18 protein-coding genes are annotated in these 19,208 nt (G+C 66.6%); 7 read left to right on the plus strand and 11 right to left on the minus strand.

What is annotated here, in order from left to right; genetic code table 11:
- Positions 1 to 5 precede the first annotated feature (5 nt).
- The 3 genes from ACYU98_RS03220 to ACYU98_RS03230 are packed head-to-tail and all read left to right on the plus strand — an operon-like array spanning position 6 to position 2,668.
- Entirely contained in the window at positions 6 to 722 is a 717-nt protein-coding gene (locus ACYU98_RS03220; RefSeq protein WP_460466746.1) for a hypothetical protein, read from the plus strand.
- A 32-nt stretch (positions 723 to 754) separates the two neighbouring features.
- Positions 755 to 1,786 (plus strand): glutathione S-transferase family protein, encoded by a 1,032-nt coding sequence (locus ACYU98_RS03225; protein WP_460466747.1) that lies wholly within the window; start codon positions 755 to 757, stop codon positions 1,784 to 1,786.
- Positions 1,787 to 1,831: 45 nt separating this feature from the next.
- On the plus strand, positions 1,832 to 2,668 hold the full coding sequence (locus ACYU98_RS03230) for an Fpg/Nei family DNA glycosylase (protein ID WP_460466748.1): 837 nt from the start codon (positions 1,832 to 1,834) through the stop codon (positions 2,666 to 2,668).
- 7 nt (positions 2,669 to 2,675) lie between these two features.
- Here the strand turns inward: ACYU98_RS03230 and ilvA are convergent, their stop codons facing one another.
- The 5 genes from ilvA to ACYU98_RS03255 all read right to left on the minus strand — a co-directional run bounded on the left by ilvA (position 2,676) and on the right by ACYU98_RS03255 (position 8,287).
- On the minus strand, positions 2,676 to 3,917 hold the full coding sequence (ilvA, locus tag ACYU98_RS03235) for a threonine ammonia-lyase IlvA (RefSeq protein WP_460466749.1): 1,242 nt from the start codon (positions 3,915 to 3,917) through the stop codon (positions 2,676 to 2,678).
- 61 nt (positions 3,918 to 3,978) lie between these two features.
- The gene (locus tag ACYU98_RS03240; protein WP_460466750.1) at positions 3,979 to 5,133 is read right to left on the minus strand and encodes an alpha/beta hydrolase-fold protein; all 1,155 of its coding nucleotides are present in this window, start codon (positions 5,131 to 5,133) and stop codon (positions 3,979 to 3,981) included.
- Positions 5,102 to 6,079: a type 1 glutamine amidotransferase family protein gene (locus ACYU98_RS03245; protein WP_460466751.1), complete on the minus strand. Its 978-nt coding sequence runs from the start codon at positions 6,077 to 6,079 to the stop codon at positions 5,102 to 5,104. Before ACYU98_RS03245 ends, ACYU98_RS03240 begins: the two co-directional genes overlap by 32 nt.
- Positions 6,080 to 6,083: 4 nt before the next feature.
- Positions 6,084 to 7,298 carry an ATP-grasp domain-containing protein gene (locus ACYU98_RS03250; RefSeq protein WP_460466752.1) on the minus strand — a complete coding sequence of 405 codons (1,215 nt, stop codon included), beginning with the start codon at positions 7,296 to 7,298 and terminating at the stop codon, positions 6,084 to 6,086.
- Positions 7,299 to 7,411: 113 nt separating this feature from the next.
- Complete coding sequence (locus ACYU98_RS03255) at positions 7,412 to 8,287, minus strand: hypothetical protein (protein ID WP_460466753.1); 876 nt, start codon at positions 8,285 to 8,287, stop codon at positions 7,412 to 7,414.
- 142 nt (positions 8,288 to 8,429) lie between these two features.
- Between ACYU98_RS03255 and ACYU98_RS03260 the strand changes: the two genes are divergently transcribed.
- Both ACYU98_RS03260 and ACYU98_RS03265 read left to right on the plus strand, forming a co-directional pair.
- Positions 8,430 to 8,948, plus strand: coding sequence for a peptidylprolyl isomerase (locus ACYU98_RS03260; protein WP_460466754.1), 519 nt, complete (start codon positions 8,430 to 8,432; stop codon positions 8,946 to 8,948).
- 146 nt (positions 8,949 to 9,094) lie between these two features.
- Positions 9,095 to 9,790, plus strand: a complete 696-nt coding sequence (locus tag ACYU98_RS03265; protein WP_460466755.1) for a rhomboid family intramembrane serine protease — start codon at positions 9,095 to 9,097, stop codon at positions 9,788 to 9,790.
- Between the two features lie 149 nt (positions 9,791 to 9,939).
- On the opposite strand, the gene ACYU98_RS03270 is transcribed toward ACYU98_RS03265, so the two are convergent.
- Entirely contained in the window at positions 9,940 to 10,344 is a 405-nt protein-coding gene (locus ACYU98_RS03270) for a cell division protein CrgA (protein ID WP_460466756.1), read from the minus strand.
- A gap of 79 nt (positions 10,345 to 10,423) precedes the next feature.
- On the opposite strand from ACYU98_RS03270, the gene ACYU98_RS03275 reads away from it, so the two are divergent.
- Entirely contained in the window at positions 10,424 to 11,197 is a 774-nt protein-coding gene (locus ACYU98_RS03275) for a DUF881 domain-containing protein (RefSeq protein ID WP_460466757.1), read from the plus strand.
- Positions 11,198 to 11,204: 7 nt separating this feature from the next.
- Entirely contained in the window at positions 11,205 to 11,840 is a 636-nt protein-coding gene (locus tag ACYU98_RS03280; RefSeq protein ID WP_460466758.1) for an aminodeoxychorismate/anthranilate synthase component II, read from the plus strand.
- Between the two features lie 16 nt (positions 11,841 to 11,856).
- Here the strand turns inward: ACYU98_RS03280 and pknB are convergent, their stop codons facing one another.
- The 5 genes from pknB to ACYU98_RS03305 are packed head-to-tail and all read right to left on the minus strand — an operon-like array spanning position 11,857 to position 19,205.
- Positions 11,857 to 13,743, minus strand: a complete 1,887-nt coding sequence (gene pknB, locus ACYU98_RS03285; RefSeq protein WP_460466759.1) for a Stk1 family PASTA domain-containing Ser/Thr kinase — start codon at positions 13,741 to 13,743, stop codon at positions 11,857 to 11,859.
- Positions 13,743 to 15,080 (minus strand): protein kinase domain-containing protein, encoded by a 1,338-nt coding sequence (locus tag ACYU98_RS03290; protein WP_460466760.1) that lies wholly within the window; start codon positions 15,078 to 15,080, stop codon positions 13,743 to 13,745. Before ACYU98_RS03290 ends, pknB begins: the two co-directional genes overlap by 1 nt.
- Positions 15,077 to 16,531, minus strand: a complete 1,455-nt coding sequence (locus ACYU98_RS03295; RefSeq protein ID WP_460466761.1) for a peptidoglycan D,D-transpeptidase FtsI family protein — start codon at positions 16,529 to 16,531, stop codon at positions 15,077 to 15,079. Before ACYU98_RS03295 ends, ACYU98_RS03290 begins: the two co-directional genes overlap by 4 nt.
- Positions 16,528 to 17,892, minus strand: a complete 1,365-nt coding sequence (locus tag ACYU98_RS03300) for an FtsW/RodA/SpoVE family cell cycle protein (RefSeq protein ID WP_460466762.1) — start codon at positions 17,890 to 17,892, stop codon at positions 16,528 to 16,530. The genes ACYU98_RS03295 and ACYU98_RS03300 overlap by 4 nt, the downstream gene beginning before the upstream one ends.
- Positions 17,889 to 19,205, minus strand: a complete 1,317-nt coding sequence (locus ACYU98_RS03305; RefSeq protein WP_460466763.1) for a PP2C family protein-serine/threonine phosphatase — start codon at positions 19,203 to 19,205, stop codon at positions 17,889 to 17,891. The genes ACYU98_RS03300 and ACYU98_RS03305 overlap by 4 nt, the downstream gene beginning before the upstream one ends.
- Positions 19,206 to 19,208: the final 3 nt, after the last annotated feature.

Raw genomic sequence — 19,208 nt, forward strand, 5'->3', positions numbered from 1 at the left:
ATCCGGTGAACGACTCCGACGATGTGCTCGACGAATCACCGCGGCGCAGAACTGCGCAGGGTGAGCATCGCTGGCCGCCTGCGATCGCGGTGCTGGTGGCAGCTCTCACCTACGCGCTGATGCCCAACCAGATCCTGTTCTCGCAGCGGTTCGTGGTGCCCGGTCTTGAGCTGCTGCTGTTGATTGCGCTGGTGGTCTCCGACCCCGTACGGATGACGCGGGAGAGCCGCTGGTCGCGCTGGGTGTCGACGGCGCTCGCCGGCGTGATCATCGTGACCAACTTCGTGGCGCTCGGGCAGCTGCTGGCCGCGTTGCCGGCGAAAAGCGCCGACAACAGCAGTCTGTTGATCGGTGGCATGCAGGTGTGGGTGACCGGGATGATCGGGTTCGCATTGCTCTATTGGGAGCTGGACCGGGGCGGCCCGGTGGTTCGCCGCAAGACGGCCCGCGCCGACCTGCCCCCAGCAGACTGGCGCTTCTCCCAGGACGAGAACGACGACGCTGTCGTGGAGGTGAAGGCAACGGCCAGCGCGACGTCCGGTTGGATTCCGACGTTCGTCGATTACGCCTACATGTCCCTGACCAACTCCAGCGCGTTCAGCCCGACGGACACCATGCCGTTGACGACCCGGGCGAAGTGCCTCATGGGAACCCAAGCGACGGCTGCGCTGCTCACGTCACTGCTGGTCGTGGCCAAAGCCGTGGGATCGCTGGGGCAGTGAACGGGCGGTCCGGCCGGGCGTACGGTTGGCCTATGGCCACGGGTTACGTCGAGCAGGAATACAACCGCGACACCACGTACATCACCGATCGGATCCTGGATGATCCGTCGGCTGATTGGCCGGTGGAAGCGGGCCGTTACCGGCTGATCGCCGCGCGGGCTTGCCCGTGGGCAAACCGCACGATCATCGTGCGCCGGTTGCTCGGGCTGGAGAACGCGATCTCGATGGGGCTGGCGGGCCCGACTCACGACGAAGACTCCTGGACCTTCGATCTAGACCCCGGTGAGGTCGACCCGGTCCTGGGCATTCCGCGGCTCAAGGACGCCTACGAGAAGCGTCAGCCGGGCTATCCGCGCGGGATCACAGTTCCCGCTGTGGTCGACATCCCGTCGGGCAAAGTCGTCACCAACAACTTCCCGCAGATCACCGCCGACTTCGCGTCGCAGTGGACCCGCTTTCAGCGCGACGGCGCGCCAGACCTGTGGCCGGCCGAGCTGATCGAGGAGATGGAGCCGGTGATGCGCCGGATCTACACCGAGGTCAACAACGGCGTTTACCGCTGTGGGTTCGCCGGCGAACAGACGTCGTACGACGCTGCGTACGAACGCCTGTTCACCGCCTTGGACTGGCTCGAGGAGCGGCTCGCGGATCGGCGCTACTTGATGGGCGACCACATCACCGAGGCCGACGTTCGGTTGTTCACCACCCTGAGCCGCTTCGACCCCGTCTACCACGGTCACTTCAAGTGCAACCGCAGCAAGCTGATCGAGTTGCCGAACCTCTGGGGCTACGCCCGCGACCTGTTCCAGACACCGGGGTTCGGCGACACCGTCGACTTCGTCCAGATCAAGCGCCACTACTACGTCGTGCACCACGACGTGAACCCCACCGGGATCGTGCCCGATGGTCCGGACCTGTCGAACTGGGCCGAGCCGCATGGCCGCGAGCGCCTCGGCGGGAGCCCGTTCGGGAAGGGAACCGCGCCGGGCGCGATTGCCGAAGGTGAGCGGGTTGCGACGGTGAACAATCCGTTGCTGGGCGCCGACGGGCTCTTCGCCGGCTGAGTCAGCAGCCGACGCCGCCGGCCGCCCGGCCGATACGATTCACTAATGCCCGAAGGTCATGTCACACACCGGATCTCCGGCATCCTGAACGCTCACTTCACCGGCCTTCCGGTGCGCTCGACGTCGCCGCAGGGTCGCTTCGCCGCCGACGAGGTCGACGGCCGGACCTTCGATCGGGCCGAGGCCTACGGCAAGCACATGTTCGTCTCGTTCGCCGACGTTCCGGGCGCGGTGAACATCCACCTCGGCCTGCTCGGGAAGTTCTTCTTCGCCGATTCCTACGAACCGCCTGCCGAAGGCGCGATTCGCTGGCGTCTATCGGTCGAGCAGCCTGCCTTCACGATGGACCTGCGCGGCCCGAACGTCTGCGAACTGAAGACACCGGAGGCAGTCACCAAGATCGTGTCGGTGCTCGGTCCGGACCCGCTGCGTGCCGATGCCGACCCGGAGCTGGCCTGGACTCGGATTCATCGCACGACCACCCCGATCGGGGTGCTCTGCATGGACCAGAAGGTGTTTGCCGGCGTCGGGAACATCTACCGCGCCGAGGCGCTCTTTCGGCACCGGATCGACCCGTACATGTCCGGAAAGTTCTTGCGGCGCAGCGAGTTCGAGGCGATCTGGGAGGACTTCGTGACGCTGATGCCGTTGGGCGTCCGAGACGGCCGGATCGACACGGTCTATCCCGAGCACACCCCCGAGGCAATGGATCGCCCGCCGCGAGTCGACAAGCACGGCGGTGAGGTTTACGTCTATCGCCGCGCCGGGCAACCCTGCCTGGTCTGCGGAACCCCGGTCTCGCTGAAGGAGATTGGCGGCCGCAACCTGTTCTGGTGTCGGAGCTGCCAGCCGCGGTCGCGGCGGCGCACGGTGGTCGGCTGAGTCGCGCTCAGAGAATGAAGCTGAACAGCGGGCTGTTCGGCGGGACGTGCTCGATCCGCAACGGGCTCGCGTCCATCCGCTTGCGCAGCGGCTCGTAGTCCGCCGCTGTGCCGAGTTCGACCCCGACGAGCGCAGGACCGTAATCACGGCCCGATTTCTTCAGGTATTCGAACAGCGCGATGTCGTCGTCAGGGCCGAGGATGTCGTCCAGGAAGCTGCGCAGCGCGCCCGGCTGCTGCGGGAACTCCACCAGGAAGTAGTGCTTGCGACCCTCGTGGATCAGGGCCCGCTCGACCACCTCGCCATAGCGGGAGACGTCGTTGTTGCCGCCGGAGATGATGCAGACGACAGTTTCGCCACTCCGCAGGTCGAGTTCCTTAGCGGCCGCGGAGGCCAGCGCTCCTGAGGGCTCGGCGATGATCCCTTCGGTTTGATAGAGCGCCAGCATCTCCACACAGATCGCGCCCTCTTCGACGGTGCGGACCTCGGTGTCGGACCCCGCGATGATCGGGAACGTACGGTCCCCGACGCGGCGCACCGCGGTTCCATCGGCGAAGCCGTCGATCTCCTCGAGGGTGACCGGTTCGCCCGCAGCGAGCGCCGCGGTCAGCGACGCTGCTCCCGTCGGCTCGACGGCGACGACCCGCACCTTCTCGAGCGAATCACCAAGCGCGGCAAGGATTCCGGCGAGCAGCCCGCCGCCACCGACCGGGACGATGACCACGTCGGGCAGCCCGCCGAGTTGGTCGACGATCTCGCTGACGACGGTGCCCTGACCGGCGATGATCCGTGGGTCATCGAACGCCGGAACGACGGTCGCGCCGGTCCGCTGCGCGTCGGCGTACGCAGCTGCAGCGGCTTCGTCGTAGGTCTCGCCGCCGAGCACCAGTTCGACTCGGTTGTCGCTGAAGGCAACCACCCGGTCGCGCTTCTGCCGCGGGGTGCCGGCCGGCAGGTAGATCCGGGCCGCGACGCCCAGATCGGCGCAGGCGAGAGCGACACCCTGCGCGTGGTTCCCGGCGCTCGCGGCCACCACTCCGGCAGCCTTCTCGACGTCGGTCAGTTGCGCGATCAGGTTGAGCGCGCCACGCAGTTTGTAGGAACGGACAGGCTGCAGATCCTCGCGCTTGAGCAACACGGTCGCGCCGGTCGCGGCCGACAGCCGGTGGCTGTGGGTCAGCGGGGTGCGGATGACCTGCTCACCGATCCGCTCGGCGGCAGCGCGTACGTCGGCGGGAGTCACGGACATGCGCAGCAGCGTACGCCGGGCGTCCGGATGGCGGGACGAGTGCCCACCAACGAACACAAGGTCACTCGTAGTAGTACTGCTGCTCGCCGGGGAACAGCCACGACAATCCCTCGCGCAGCCGGTCGCGCCAGTCCTCCCACGAGTGACCGTCGCGCGCCTCGGAGTAGCGAACCTCCATGCCGGTGCCCCGGAAGACGTTGACCATCGACCGATTCGGCACGATCAGCGGCTCGTAAATGCCGCAGGAGACGTACATCCGATCGACGACTCGGGTGGGGTTGCGGCGATAGCGGTTCATGAACCGTACGACCGGGTCGAACGCCGGCCCGCCGCCGTGATCGTCGCCGATGTCGGTGAAGACGAACGACCCGGACTGCAGCAGCAGCGAGCCGAAATGATCGGGGTATCGGTACGCCGTCGACAGGCTGGCGATCGCGCCGAAACTGGCGCCCATCAGGGCGCGGCCGGCGGGAGTTTCGAGCAGCGGCAGGTCCGCCTCGAGCCGGGGAATCAACTCGGCCACCAGGAAGCGGGCGTGTTGGGCGGAGTTGGCGTATTCGCGGGTCCGATCGCCGGGGTTGGTGAAGGCGACGATCGTCTCGGCCATGTCGCGGCGATGGATCAGGTTGTCGAGCACGTTCTTCATCGCCGCGAAGTTCAGGAAGTCGTCGCCATCGTGGACGACCAGCAGCGGATAGCGGTGGGTGGCTCGATAGCGGGCAGGCAGATAGACGCGGCAATGGGATTCGCGACGGAGCGCACCGCTGGGCAGGCTCATCTCCAGCAACTCACCGGGCCGGGCCTCAGGGTCGTAGCGCGCCCACTCCGGCTCGGTGTATCCGCTGGCCTGACACACCGAGGAGGACCCAACCGGGCTGTGCGCGAGTTTGGGGTTCAACGGATCGTTGAACCGCTCGTACTGCTCGCCGCGGCGCACCTCGATCTGATATTCGACTCGGGAGCCAGCCGGCAGTTCGAAGATCGTGAACCACAAGGTGCTGTTCGGGATGCGCTTCATCGGCACCCGATCCGGCTGCCCCACGATCCGATGACACACCCACACCTCATCGACCGCGTCGTGCGCGCTGCCCCGGAACAGGAAGGTGCACTTCACGCCTTCGACGATCGGCACCGGATGGCGCTGCAGGAAGCGGTCGATCCGCGCGTCGTCCAGCGGCCCGCGATCACGCAGTCGGTTGATTGCCAGCTTGGCCATGCCCACCCCCTGTCGAAACCAGTGCCGCCTCGGAGAGCGGACCCATCGCGCCGGCTACGTCGATCACCGTGGCGTCGGCCGGCGGTCGCCCGTCAGCGCCGAGCTCGACTCGAGTCCCTGGGTCGAGCGGCAAACAGATGGACGGCGCGAACCGTTGCGCCAACCAGCCCAGGTTCTCCCGATCGTTGGTGCGCAGTCGCTGGTGCGCGGCCGGGAAGACGGCAAGCCCAGGCAACACACCAAGGCCCTGGTCGAACACCTCGGCGCAACCCGGGCCTCGTACGGCGTGTTCATCGAAGAGCACCACCGCAGAGGTGAGCGCCATCGCGCCGGCCGACCAAGCGATGATCGGCAGGTGGTCCAGCCCGCCGGCGACGTTGAACAGGTGCAACGCGTCCAGCAGATCGACGACATGCCCACCGGCGATCACCACCGCGGATGCCTCGGCCATCAAGGCGGCGACCTCGATGCGGTGCTGGGCGATCGCCGGGCGTTCGTGCGGTGGATAACTCGCGTAGAACTCGCCTTGGATCTCCCGCACCCGCGAAATGTGTTGCCGGTCCATGCCGCGGAAGACCCCGACCGCGTCCTGCACGGCGGACTCCCGCAGCGCGGGCGAGCCGATCGTACGGTGGCGCAGTTCCTCCAGGAATTGCACGGTGTGGGACAGACCGAGTCGATAGAGCTCCTGCATTTCGAGCAGGCGCGCGCGGCGCACTTGGTGGGCCTGGGCGTAGGCGGGATCGTTGTCAAAGACGTGCTGCATCCGGTGCCAGAGGTGCAGGTTGCGCGAGCGGCCGCCGAGGTGCAGGTCGATCTCACGATCGTCCTTCTCGCGCTCCTGCCAGCCGGCGGTGATGGTGACGAAGGGGCCGTCGAGACCCAGCTCGGCGACAAGACGATCCAGCGACGGCCGGCGTTGCGGGCCGAGGAGAACAACGCTCATGTGGTCAGGATGCGCGCACCTGCACGATGCGGCCGACATCGTCGAGCATCTCGCGCAGGGTGTCGAAGTCGGGGTGGCGCAGGCGGATCCACGCGTTGGCCATGTAGCCGGCCTCGATCGGCTGAGTGCCCTCGCCATAGGGCAGGCGCTCGTCGATCAGGAAGTCGCCGTACTTGTGGTGCACCTCGGCCACCCCATCGATGTCGTAAATGACGCCGTCCTGGTCGGGGCGCAGCGCAATGATGCCGGCGGCGTACGCACGACTGGGGACGTGCCACACCTGCCCGTGGACGATCGCGTCAGCCCACGCGCGGTAGATGTCCATCTCGTTGCCTGCGGCGTAGAGGTCCCAGCAGCCGACGCCCGGCGGGCGGGCGCCGATTTCGCTGAACCGCAGGCCTTTGGGTGAAACGAAGTACTCCATGTGGGTCGCCGAGGTCTCGATCCCCAGCGTGCGGTTGACCGCTTCGCCGAGCTCGCGCAGTTGGCCGTAGAGCTCGCCCTGATCGATCCGGTTCGTCGAGATGTACTGCGGGCTGATCCACCGCGTACGCATGGCTTCAAGGACGCCGGGGTAGTAGTGGCAGGCGAAGTCGAGCGCGATCGAACCGTCGACGCTGATCGTGTCGTAGAACCCCTCGTGACCCTCGATGAACTCCTCGACCGCGACCGAGGCGGCGTCGCCGAGCCCGTCGATCACCGCCTGCAGTTCGGTGTCGTTGCTGACTTTGTGGGTGCCGGCGGCCCCGGCGCCATCGCGCGGCTTGATGATGATCGGGTAGCCCTCGCGGGCCACGAACTCGCGGATCTCATCGGCATCGGATGCCCCGATCGAGGCGGCCGTCGGAATTCCGGCGGCACGCAACGCTTCCTTCATGCTCGGCTTGTCACGGCACAACCACGTCGTTCGTACGGAGGTGCCCGGGATCCCGCAGCGCTCGCGGACGATCGCAGCGGGCAGGGTGTGGGACTCGATGGTGGCTTCGAGCGCGTCTATCCAGCGGCTGTCCTGGAAGTGGCGGACGGCCTGCTCGAGTTGGTCGACGTCGGTCACCGAACCGACCTGGTAGTAGTGGTCGATCCAGCTGCGCAGCTCCTCGTCGAGCCACTCCCACGGGCTTTCACCAATCGCGTGAACAGTGGCACCGACCGCCTTGAGCGCTCGGGGGAATTCACGCTGGTAGTGCGGGAAATTGGGTGCCAGGAAGACAACGTTCACGTCGCGAGCCTAGTGGCGTACGCGCGGGTAGGGCGCTGGGTCGTGGCCCGAACGCATGAGACCCCCGGCGCGATGCGCCGGGGGTCTCAACTGCGAAAGACGGGTTTTGAACGTCAGTGACGCGAAATGCCGTCGGTCTCCGAGGCGATCGGGTTGCGCAGGCTCTCGTCTGCCGCAGCCTCTTGGTTCGCGCGAACCAGCGCCTGGCTCTCCTGCGTCTGCTGCTTCTTCTTCGCGGAGTAGATCAGGTAGCCACCGGCACCGACCCCGGCCAGACCGAGAACGATGAGCAGGCGGCCCTTCTTCTTGCGCTTCTTGGCGGCGGCGGGCACCACCTTGTCAACGACATCCTGCGCCTGCGGCGGCAGGTTCAAGTAGGCCTGCGTGGCGCCCTGCTGGGCCTGAGCACCGGCATTCTGCGCAGCGGCGGAGGCCGACGCGATCGCCGACTGGATGCGCGGCATCCATTCGTCGCTGAACAGGCTGTGGGCCTGTTCGCGGGTCAGCCCGGCGAACTCCTGCACCTTGGGGGCAGCAGCGTCCTTAGCGGCCGACGCCTGAGCGGCAGCGGCTGCGAAGGCCGGAGCCGCCGCTTCACGCGCCTGCTTCACCTGCTTGCGCAGGTCCTTCTTCGAGGGCGCGGCGTTCTTGAGGTCTGTCCTCGAGGGTGCAGCGTCCTTCGCGGCCGACGCGTGGTCAGCGAAGCTGCTCTTGGCAGACGCGACCTTCGGCGCGACGGCCTCCTTGGCGGCGTCGACCTTGGGGGCCGCTGCCTCCTTGACCGCGTCGAACTTCGGCGCTGCAGCCTCCTTGGCCTGATCGATCTTGGGGGCGATGGCTACCTTGGCGGCCTCGACCTTGGGGGCGGCCGCGTCAGCCGCGTCGCTCACGATGCCAGCGGCCGCGGACAGAGCGTCCAGCGCAGCCGACTTGAGGTCGCCAGCATGACCCTTGGCCTTGTCGGCGGGGGAGGGATTAATCCTCAACACGTGCGATCTCCTTTTTTCTGCAGGGTTCATCGACCCCGACTTCCGTCCCCAGCCTAACGACAGCGACGCGGCGGCGAGTTCCTCCCCACAGGTGAATACCTGCACCCCTGCGATCGCGGAACGCGCGTGCGAGACTTGCCCCATGAACGCAACGCTGCACACCAACCACGGTGACATCAACGTCACTCTGTTCGAGAACGATGCCCCGACGACGGTCAAGAACTTCGTCGGTCTGGCCAAGGGCGACATCGACTACAGCGATGACGCAGGCCGCTCGAACCCGGAGCCGTTCTACGACGGTCTCTCCTTCCACCGCATCATCCCGGGCTTCATGATCCAGGGTGGTTGCCCGCTGGGCAGCGGAACCGGTGGCCCCGGCTACACCTTCGACGACGAGATCTCGCCGGACCGCAACTTCAACTCGCCCTACATCCTTGCGATGGCCAACGCCGGCAAGCAGCGCGGCAAGGGCACCAACGGTTCGCAGTTCTTCATCACCGTCGGTGCGACGACCTGGCTGCAGGGCAAGCACACCATCTTCGGTGAGGTCGCCGACCAGGCGAGCCGCGACGTGGTCGACAAGATCGCCGGTGTCCGCACCGGTTCGGGCGACCGCCCGGTCGAGCCCGTCGTGATCGAGAAGGTCACGGTCGGGGAGTAACGCTCCTGACCAACACGACTCCGGACGCGCCCACCTGCCCCAGACATCCGGGGCAGGTGGCCTACGTCCGCTGCCAACGCTGCGACCGACCGACGTGCCCCGCTTGTCAGCGGCCGGCGGCGGTCGGCATTCAGTGTGTCGACTGCGTGAAGGCGCAGGCGAAGGCCACCCCGCGCGCAGCCGTCCGCCGGTCAGCCGGGATGCCGGTGGTCACCTACGGCCTGATCGGGCTGTGCGTGGTGCTCTGGCTCGGGCAGGAGTTCAGCAATGAGCTGACCTACCGGTTGATGTTCGCGCCGGCGCTGGCCCAAGACGAGCCGTGGCGTTTCCTGACCGCCGCGTTCGTCCACGACAACGGCAGCCCGCTGCACCTGCTGTTCAACATGCTGGTGCTGTTCATGCTCGGTCAGATCCTGGAGCCGGCCCTGGGCCGGGCGCGCTATCTGGCGATCTATTTGGTCTGTGCGCTCGGTGGATCAGTGGGTTATGAGGCGGTCACCAGCCTGCAAGGTGGGAACGCCTGGTTCACCGGCACCGTTGGCGCCTCGGGCGCCATCTTCGGGCTCTTCCTGGCCATGCTGCTGGTCAACATCCGGCTGCGCCGCGATGTCAGCAACCTGATCGGCCTGATCGTGATCAACACGATCCTGTCTTTCGTCATCGCCAACGTGGCCTGGCAGGCCCACCTCGGCGGTGCCATCACCGGCGCCCTCTGCGGACTGGTCGTGACCCGGATCGAGGCGCGCCGCAGCCAATGGTTCGCGCTCGGTGCGATCACCGTGGCGCTGGCCGTGGTCGCGTACGTCGTTTTCGCGTCCCACACGCCCGTCGCGCCGTTCTGACTGCGCCGCGCGTTCCTGCCTGACCCGGCTCGTACAGCAGTTCGAAGTTACACGCCTGTAGTTATCCCCAGCTGTGGAAAAGGTTGGGGATAACAAGAGAACCCGCCCCGATCTGCGCGATCGGGGCGGGTTCTCTTGGTCTGCTGGGGCTATTTCCAGCGGGTGGTCATCACGAAGCCGGCCATGATCAGCACGAAGCCGACGCCGAGGTTCCAGTTTTTCAGCGCCGGGACGGGGTAGTAGTTGCCACGCGACAGGTAGGTCACGACCAACCAGACCAGGCCGGCAACCATCAGGCTGAGCATGGTCGGCACCCACCAGCGCGGGTTCTCGCCACTCTCCAACTTCACAGCCTGCGGCGTACGGCGGCGCAGGGCCTCGCGCTGCTCCTCGTCCGCAGCCTCCTGCTTCTCGGCATCGCGCTGGGCCTTCGACTTCTTCTTGATGCCTAGCGTGCCCGCGTCGTCGGCCTCCGCCTGCTCGCTCGAGACGGCTTCGTCGGGTGTGATGCCCTCCGAGTTCTCGTCGGTCGGCTTCTTGCTGGACTTGCTCACGTTTTCTCCCGGTATGTCCCGAATGCGGCGGCGGTTAGGCTAGAGGGTAGTTCACGCCGTACCGCCGAAAGCCGCCCCGATGAAGCGACGCACACCCTGGACCGCGATGGTCACGGTCGTTGCCGTGTCCGCGGGCCTCATGTTCGGTGTCTCCGCGCGGGCCGCGAAGGGCACCGACCTGCGTCCCGGACAGCGCGATTTGGTGCAGGTCGTGCAGGAAGCCGACCGTCGGGTGAAGGAACGGGCCACGACCGTACGCAGTCTGCAGACCGAGGTCGACACGCTCAGCAAGGGCAAGGCCGCCCCGGGTGCTGCTTCGGTTGGAGCCGCCGCCGACGCGCAGGCGCCTGCGGCCGGCTTCACCGCCGTCAAGGGTTCGGTGGTCACCGTCTCGCTCGACGACTCCCACCGCGACCCGTCGACGTTGCCCGCCGGCGGCAACCTCAACTGGATGGTCGTCCACCAGCAGGACGTGCAATCAGTGGTCAACGCGCTGTGGCGCGGCGGGGCCACGTCGATGATGCTGATGGACCAGCGCGTGATCTCGACCTCGGCCGTACGCTGCGTCGGCAACACGCTGATCCTGCAGGGCCGCGTCTACTCGCCACCGTTCACGATCTCCGCGATGGGTGATCCGACGGCGCTCAAGGCTGCGTTGCAAGATGACCCAGACGTGTCGAACTACCGCGACTACGTCGATCTTGTGGGCATCGGCTACGACGTCAAGACCAAGTCCGAGGTAACCTTCCCGGCCTACGAAGGCTCCCCAAAACTGCAATACGCGAAGCCGATTCCGGCGCCCGGGTCCGCTGGTTCGGCCTCAGCGTCGTCCTCATCCACCACCACACCGTGAGGCCCGCATGACTCGCATTCTCGTCGTCGACAACTACGACAGCTTCGTATTCACGATCGTGGGCTACCTCGAGCAGCTCGGTGCGGAATGCGAGGTGCGTCGCAACGACGAGGTCACGACCGAGGACGCCGTCGGCTTCGACGGAGTGCTGATCTCACCCGGCCCCGGAACGCCGGAGGAGGCCGGTGTTTCGATGGAGATGATTCGTGCCTGCGCCGACCGCGCGCAGCCGATGTTCGGGGTTTGCCTCGGCCACCAGGCGCTCGGCGTCGCTTATGGCGCAGTCGTCAGTCGCGCCCCAGAACTGCTGCATGGCAAGACCTCGCAGATCGTCCACGACGGCAGCGGGGTTCTGGCCGGACTGCCCTCCCCGTTCACCGCCACCCGCTATCACTCGCTGGCGATCGAATCGGCCACCATGCCGACCGAACTGGTGGTCACCGGCCGCACCGATTCGGGCGTCATCATGGCCGTACGCCACATCGACCTGCCGCTTCATGGTGTGCAGTTCCACCCCGAGTCGGTGTTGACCGAGGGCGGCCACCGGATGCTGGCGAACTGGCTGGTCGACGCCGGGATGGTCGACGCGGTTGAGCGTTCGGTAGGCCTCGCCCCGCTGGTGCACACCGCCGCTGCGGGCTGACCAACGGGGCCGCGACCTACTGAGCGTTCGGCGGGGACGACGTCGGGGTCGTGGCCAGGGACGGCGTGGTGATCGGCGAGCTCGGCGTGGAGGACGGGGACGTCGAGGTGCTCGATGAACTCGAGGTCGACGATGGCGAGCTCGAGGGTGAGCTCGAGGGTGAGCTACTCGGTGAGCTCGGTTCGACGGTTGTGGTGACTGTCGACTGGTATTCGTACATCGTCAGGGTCACCGTCGAATTGACGTCGACCTTCTCACCGGACCGCGGCGACGCGGACCGAACGTGGCCTGCCAGGTTGCGGTCGGTCGTGAACACCGGGTTCGACGACTGCGCCACCTGCAGGTGGGCGCCGGTCAGCTTCGCGTAGGCCTCCCCATAGGTCAGCCCCTTCAGCCCGTCCGGAACCGTCACCTTGCCACTGCTCACGACCAGGTGGATGACCGTCGTCGGTTTCTGCGTCGTGTTCGCACCAGGTGAGGTGGAGGCCACCTGACCTGCACCAAATTCAGTGTCATCCTGTTGTTTCTGATTCACCTGGACATTCGCAAACCCGCTGTCGGACATCAGCTTCTTTGCCTGATCGACCGTCTTGCCCGACACATCAGGCACGATCTTTGTTCCCGGCCCGGCCGAGATACTCACGGTGACCGTGGATCCCACCTTCGCCTCGGCGCCACCCTTGGGATCCTGATCGATCACGGTGCCCTGGGTCTGATCGCTCACGACCTGGGTGAACTTCGGAACGAAATTGGCATCGCGCAAAGTCTGGTCAGCGGCGGCCTGAGTCTGACTCTGCACCCCGGGGACCCTCGCCAGCTTCGGCCCATTGGAACCGTTCATCAGCAGGTATCCGATGCCGAGAATGGCCAACAAGGCAGCGATCGCGGCGACAACCCACAGCCCGGTGTTGTTCGAGCGGTGGTGACGGTCGTTGATCTCGCGCGTGCTGTCACGGCGAGCAGGTTCGCTGGTGACGGCCTCATTGCGGGCAGCAGCGGCCGCCCCCCCGGCGCCGGCGAGGCTGGCCATCGCCTCCTCGGAGAGCGGGGAGTGCGTACGGGCTGCTTGCACGTCGGCCCGGAAATCAGCCGCGCTCTGATAGCGGGTGTCGCGCGGCTTCTCCAACGCGTGCAGCGCGACGGCGTCCATGTCTTGCGGAACCGACGGCTCATAAACCGACGGCGGAGCGGGTCTGTCACTGATGTGCTGATAGACCAGCGAGACTGGCTCACCGACGAACGGTGTTCGGCCGCAGAGCAATTCGTAGAAGACGCAGCCAGCCGAATAGAGGTCCGTACGGGGGTCGACCGTGTCGCCCTTCGCCTGTTCCGGCGAGAGGTAGCGGGCGGTTCCGACGACCGCCTGGGCCGAGGTCATCGTGGCGCCGACGTCGGCGAGGGCTCGGGCGATGCCGAAGTCCATCACCTTCACCTGGCCGCCGCGAGTCAACATGACGTTCGCCGGCTTGATGTCGCGGTGCACGATCCCGCGTTCGTGCGAATACTCCAGCGCCGACAGGATGCCCTGGGTAATCCGGGCGGCTTCATCTGGCGCGAGGTGACCTTCGGCGTTGAGGATGTCGCGCAGGGTCTCGCCGTCCACGAACTCCATGACGATGTACGGCACCGGCAACTCCGCGCCGCCGGTCTCGATCACCGACTCCTCACCGGAGTCGTAGACCGCGACGATCGCATGGTGGTTCAGGCCAGCGGCCGACTTCGCCTCGCGCCGGAAACGGGTGAGGAAGGTGCTGTCACGGGCCAGGTCGGCGCGCAACATCTTGATCGCGACGGAGCGGCCGAGTCGGGTGTCATGGCCGAGGTGGACCTCGGCCATGCCGCCGCGGCCGATCAGCTCTCCGACTTCGTACCGTCCGCCGAGCAGGCGGGGAACATCTGCCATTAGGTCAGAACCTGCCCGCTGTTGGTCGTCGACTGCGGAGCCATGCTGGTGGGCGCCTCCTTGACGCTGCCGCCGCCGGAGGTCAAGACGATGATCAACACCACGACAATCAGCGCGATCACCCCGCCGATGGCCCACCAGAGGGCCTTGGGGATGCCCGCAAGCGACGACTGCTGCGGTTGCGGACCGGACTGCTGGAAATGCGGACCAGAGATTGGGTGGTTCGGTCCGGAGATGTTCTGCTGAGGTCCAGAAGAACCCGGCGCATTCGGGCCGGTCGGGCGTGGTTCGGACTCACCCTGGAAGGCAGCGGCAGCCGGGTGACTCTGCGGTGGCGCGGCCGGACCGGTGGGGAAGGGGTGACCCTCGACGACGTGGCGACCCGGAAGCGCCGCCCCGGGTTGAGCTTGCTGAAGCTGCTGCGGCGAGTGCGGCCCTGATGTTGCGCTCGGGCCGCTGTTGCCACCGGGTGCGGCGCCGGGCTTCGCCGGACGTGCATGCGGGTCGAAACCCATCGGCCCGCAGTCAATGACAGCCTGGCGCAGCGCACGGGCAAACTCCGCGGCGCTGTCTGGTCGCAGCGCCGGGTCCTTTTCGAGGGTCGCCAGCACCACGGCTCGTACGGGTGGTGGAACCTCATCGGGCATCTGTGGCGGCGGCTGGTTCACGTGGGCCAGCGCGAGCGTGACCGGGGTGTCGGATTCGAACGGACGCCGGCCACACAGCATTTCGTAGGCCACCACGCCGAGGGCGTAGACGTCGGACAGGCCGGTGACCTCCTTGCCGAGGGCGGCTTCGGGCGCGAGGTATTGGGCGGTGCCCATCACCTCACCGGTCTTGGTCATCGCGGAGGCGCCGACCGCGCGGGCAATGCCGAAGTCGGTCAGTTTCACCAAGCCGTCGGCGGTGACCAGCATGTTCGCCGGCTTCACGTCGCGGTGGATGAGTCCGTTGCGGTGGGCGGCGTGCAAGGCCTGCGCGGCCTGGGTAATCAGGCCCGCGGTGTCGGCAGCCGAGATCGGCGCGTTCTCCGCGATGATCTTGCTCAGCGGCATGCCGGGCACGAACTCCATGACCAGGTAGGCGGTGCCTTCGTCCTCGCCGTAGTCGTAGACCTGAGCGATGTTGCCGTGGGTCAGCGCGGCTGAAAGCCGCGCCTCGTTGCGGAACCGCTCGGTGAATCCCACCTCGTCGGTGAGTCCGTCCTTGAGCAGCTTGAGCGCGACCGTACGGCCGAGGATCTGGTCGCGAGATTTCCAGACCTCTCCCATGCCGCCGGCAGCGATGCGCTCGGTGAGTTCATAGCGCCCCCCCAGGGTGTCGCCGGTTCGGTTCATTGGCCAACCACCGCTTCCATGACTTGCTTGGCGATCGGTGCTGCGACCGATCCTCCGGATGCTTCCTGTCCAGCGGTGCCGCCGTTTTCCACGACGACTGCCACTGCGATTTTGGGGTCGTTCGCCGGGGCGAACCCGGTGAACCACACGTCGGCGTTCATGCCCGGGGCGGTCTGCGCTGTCCCGGTCTTGCCCGCCACCTCGATGCCATTGATCTGAGCCTTGCGACCGGTTCCGGTGGCCACGACGGTCTTCATCATCGTCGTCAGCTGCGAGGCGACCTCGGGGCTGATCGCGGTCGAGTAGAGCGACGGATCGGTCGAGGAGATGACGTCAAGGTTCTTGTCCTTGACGTTCTGCACCAGGTAGGGGCGCATCACCTTGCCGTTGTTGGCGATCCCGGCGCTGACCATCGCGACCTGCATCGGGGTGGCCCGCACGTCGAACTGCCCAATCGACGACTGTGCCAGTTGAGGCTGCGAGAGGCTGCTCGGGAAGACCGACGGTGTGACGGTCATCGGGATGGTCAGCGCCTGACCGAAGCCGAACTTCGCCGCCTGCGCGCGCACCTTGTCCTGGCCAAGGTCCATGCCCAGGCTCGCGAACGCGGTGTTGCAGCTGATCTCCAGCGCGTGCGTCATCGTGGTCTTGTCGCCAGGGCCACAGGCCTGCCCGGTGACGTTCGGCAGCGGGGTCCTCACACCTGGCAGCTTCAGCGCGGCCGGCCCGTGGAGCTCGGAGTCGGGGGTGTAGCTCCCGCTGGACAACGCGGCGGCCGCGGTCACCAGCTTGAACGTCGAACCCGGCGGGTAGAGGTCTCCCGCGATGGCCCGGTTGATCAGGGGCTGGTTCTTCTCGGTGGTGAGCGTCTTCCAATTGCTCTGCACCGTGTTGAGGTCGTGACCGGACAACAAATTCGGATCGTACGAAGGGCTGGTCACCAGCGCGAGGATTGCGCCGGTTTTCGGGTCGAGGGCAACGACCGCGCCGCGCTGGTTGCCCAGCGCTTTCGCCGCCGCCTGCTGAACCTTGGCCTGCAGCGTCAGTTCGACGCTGGCGCCCTGGGGCTGCTTGCCGGTGAGCACGTCGGGCAGCTGACGGTAGAACAGCTTGTCGCTGCTGCCGGAGAGCAGGTCGTTGTAGCCCCGCTCGACACCGTTGGTGCCGTAAGTGAACGAGTAGTAGCCGGTCGCTGCGGAGTAAAGCTTTCCCTGCGGATATTTGCGCAGCCACTTCAGGTCGTCATCGGTCGGGGTGGACACCGCGACGGCGGTTCCGCCGACCAGGATCGAACCGCGTTCCTTGGCATAGGTCGCCAGCAGGGTTCGCCGGTTGCCGGGCTTGTTGTTCAACGCGTCGGCCTGGACGAACTGGATCATGGTCGAGGCCACCAGCAGGGCCGCGAACATCATCGCGACCACCAGGGACAGGCGACGGATAGGTGTGTTCATCTGATTTTCACCACCTGGGTGGTCATCTCGTCAGCGGTGTCGTCGAGTTCGGCGACCGGGCGTCGGGCGTTGTCGCTGATCCGCAGCAGCAGCGCCACGATGATCCAGTTGGCCAGCAGCGACGAACCGCCAGCGGACAGGAACGGGGTGGTCAAACCGGTCAGCGGAATCACCCGAGTGACACCACCGACGACGACGAAGCACTGCAGGGCCATCGAGAACGCCAGGCCGGCGGCCAGCAGCTTGCCGAAACCGTCGCGGGCGGCGAGCGCGGTGCGCAAACCCCGCTCCACGAACAGTGCGTAAAGGACCAGGATCCCCATCAGTCCGATGAGGCCGAGTTCCTCGCCGAAGCTGGCGATGATGAAGTCGGAGTTTGCGAAGTAGGTGAATTCGGGATGGCCGGCGCCCAGCCCGGTGCCGGTGAGGCCACCGCTGGCCATGCCCATCAAACCCTTGGCCAGCTGGTCCGAAAGGCCGGGCGTGAACGGGTCGATCCACAGGTCGACGCGCACCCGGAAGTGGGCGAAGAGCAGGTAGGCGACGTAACAGCCGACGAGGAACAGCCCCAGGCCGATGGCGATCCAGGAACGGCGCTCGGTGGCGATGTAGAGCATCGCGACGAAGACCCCGAAGAACAACAGGGAGGTGCCGAGGTCGGACTCGAACACCAGCACAGCCAGCGACGCCAGCCAGGCCACGACGATCGGACCGAGGTCACGGGCGCGCGGCAGCGGGAAGCCGAGGATCCGTTTGCCCACCAGAGAGAGGGCGTCGCGGGTCTGCACCAGGTAGGACGCGAAGAAGATGACGACCAGGATCTTGGCGAGCTCCGAGGGCTGGAAACTGAACGGGCCCAACCGGATCCAGATCCGGGAGCCGTAGTGGCTCGACCCGATGAGCGGCATCAGCGGCAGCATCAGCAGGCAGAAACCGGCCAAGGCAAAGGTGAAGGTGTAACGGCGCAGCCGGCGATGGTCGGCCAGCACGAACAGCAGAGCCACCGCGACGCCTACCGAGATCGCCGACCACATCAACTGGCGTACAGCGGCTCCCTGACCCAGCGACTTGCCGGCCACCAGGTCGAGTCGGTGAATCATCACCAATCCCAGCCCGTTGAGGAGGGTCGCGATCGGCAGCAGCGTCGGGTCGGCGTACGGCGCTCGCCATCGCAGGACGACGTGGAACACCACCGCGATCGCCACAAAGCCGAGGCCCATGGGCAGCAGGTCAGTCGGAACCGAATCCTGCATGACAAGACCGACATCGACATAGGCCAACAGCACCACCGCGATCGCGAAGATCAGCAGCACCAGTTCGGTGCCGCGGCGGGTGCGGGGTGTTGCGGTTGCGGAGGTCACGAGGAGCAGGTGCTCCCGGCGGGGGTGGTGGTCGCGCAGGTTGCGGCCTGCGCGCGCAGGTCGGAGACCACGCGGTCGGCGTCCTGGCGGCTCTTGGCGGTCATCGTGTCGTGGACCTTGTTGCGATAGAAGCTGGGCAGCGAGGTGACCGGAATGTCGGTCGTCGACTTCACACTGTTCAGGCTGATCGGTCCGAGATTCTGCGGCACGCCCTGGTAGATCGCGACCTTGCCGTTGTTCTCACCGACGTAGTACTGCTGCTGGGTCCAGTTCCAGCCGAGGAACGCGGCCACGGCGACCATTCCCACGATGATCAGTCCAAGGAGCCACCAACGCCATTTCCCGCGGCGGGGGGTTTCTTCGGCAAGCGGCGGGTAACCCGGATGATCTCCCTCCTCGGGGTCGACCGCGGCGACCGGCGCTGCGGCGGCTGCGGTGGTCGCGCGGCGCAGGGCGGCGGCCTTCTCGGCGGGGGTGCGCGGGTTCTGCGGTTGTTCCTGGGTCTCGTCGTCGTTGCGACCGATGGCCCGATTGGCGGCGGCCCCGACGATCTGCGGAGTCGTCGGCAGCCGGCCGGTGTGTCGGTCGCCGTCAACGACGTCACAGATGATCACGGTCACGTTGTCGCGGGTGGAGGCCTTGAGGGCGATCTCGATCAGCCGGTCGGCGATGTCACCAGGAGACCCCGGAGAGGTGGCGATCCCCTCGATGGTCGAGCCAGCGACGTAGTCGGACAGGCCGTCTGAGCAGATCAGGATGCGGTCGCCGACCAGCGCTTCGCGCAACGACATGTCGGGCTCGTCGTCCTCCCGCCCGGTCAAGACCCGGGTGACCATCGATCGCTGCGGGTGGTGTTCAGCCTCTTCGGGGGTAATCCGCCCTTCGTCCAGCAGAGCTTGTACGAACGAGTGGTCCTTGGTGATCTGGCTGAACACCCCGTCGCGCACCAGATAGGCGCGACTGTCGCCGATGTTGGCCATGGCCAGTTTGTTACCGCTGCGCAGGAACGCGATGAGGGTAGTTCCCATGCCCTCGGTCTCGGCATGGACCTCCATCTCGGCGCGCAACCTGTCGTTGGCGCGCAACACCGCGTCGTGCAGCCGTTGCGCGGCTTCGTCGACACCCCACGACTCTCCGTCGAGTTGAGTCAGCTCGCCGACAACGGTCGAGCTGGCGGTGTCGCCCGCAGCGTGGCCACCCATGCCATCGGCCAGGACAAGCATGTCCGGCGAGGCATAGGCGGAGTCCTCGTTGCGGTTCTTGGACCCGAGGCCCAAATTGGACCGGGCCGCGAAGTTCAGGGCGATCGGCATGGT

It is taken from the genome of Calidifontibacter terrae (assembly GCF_054778835.1).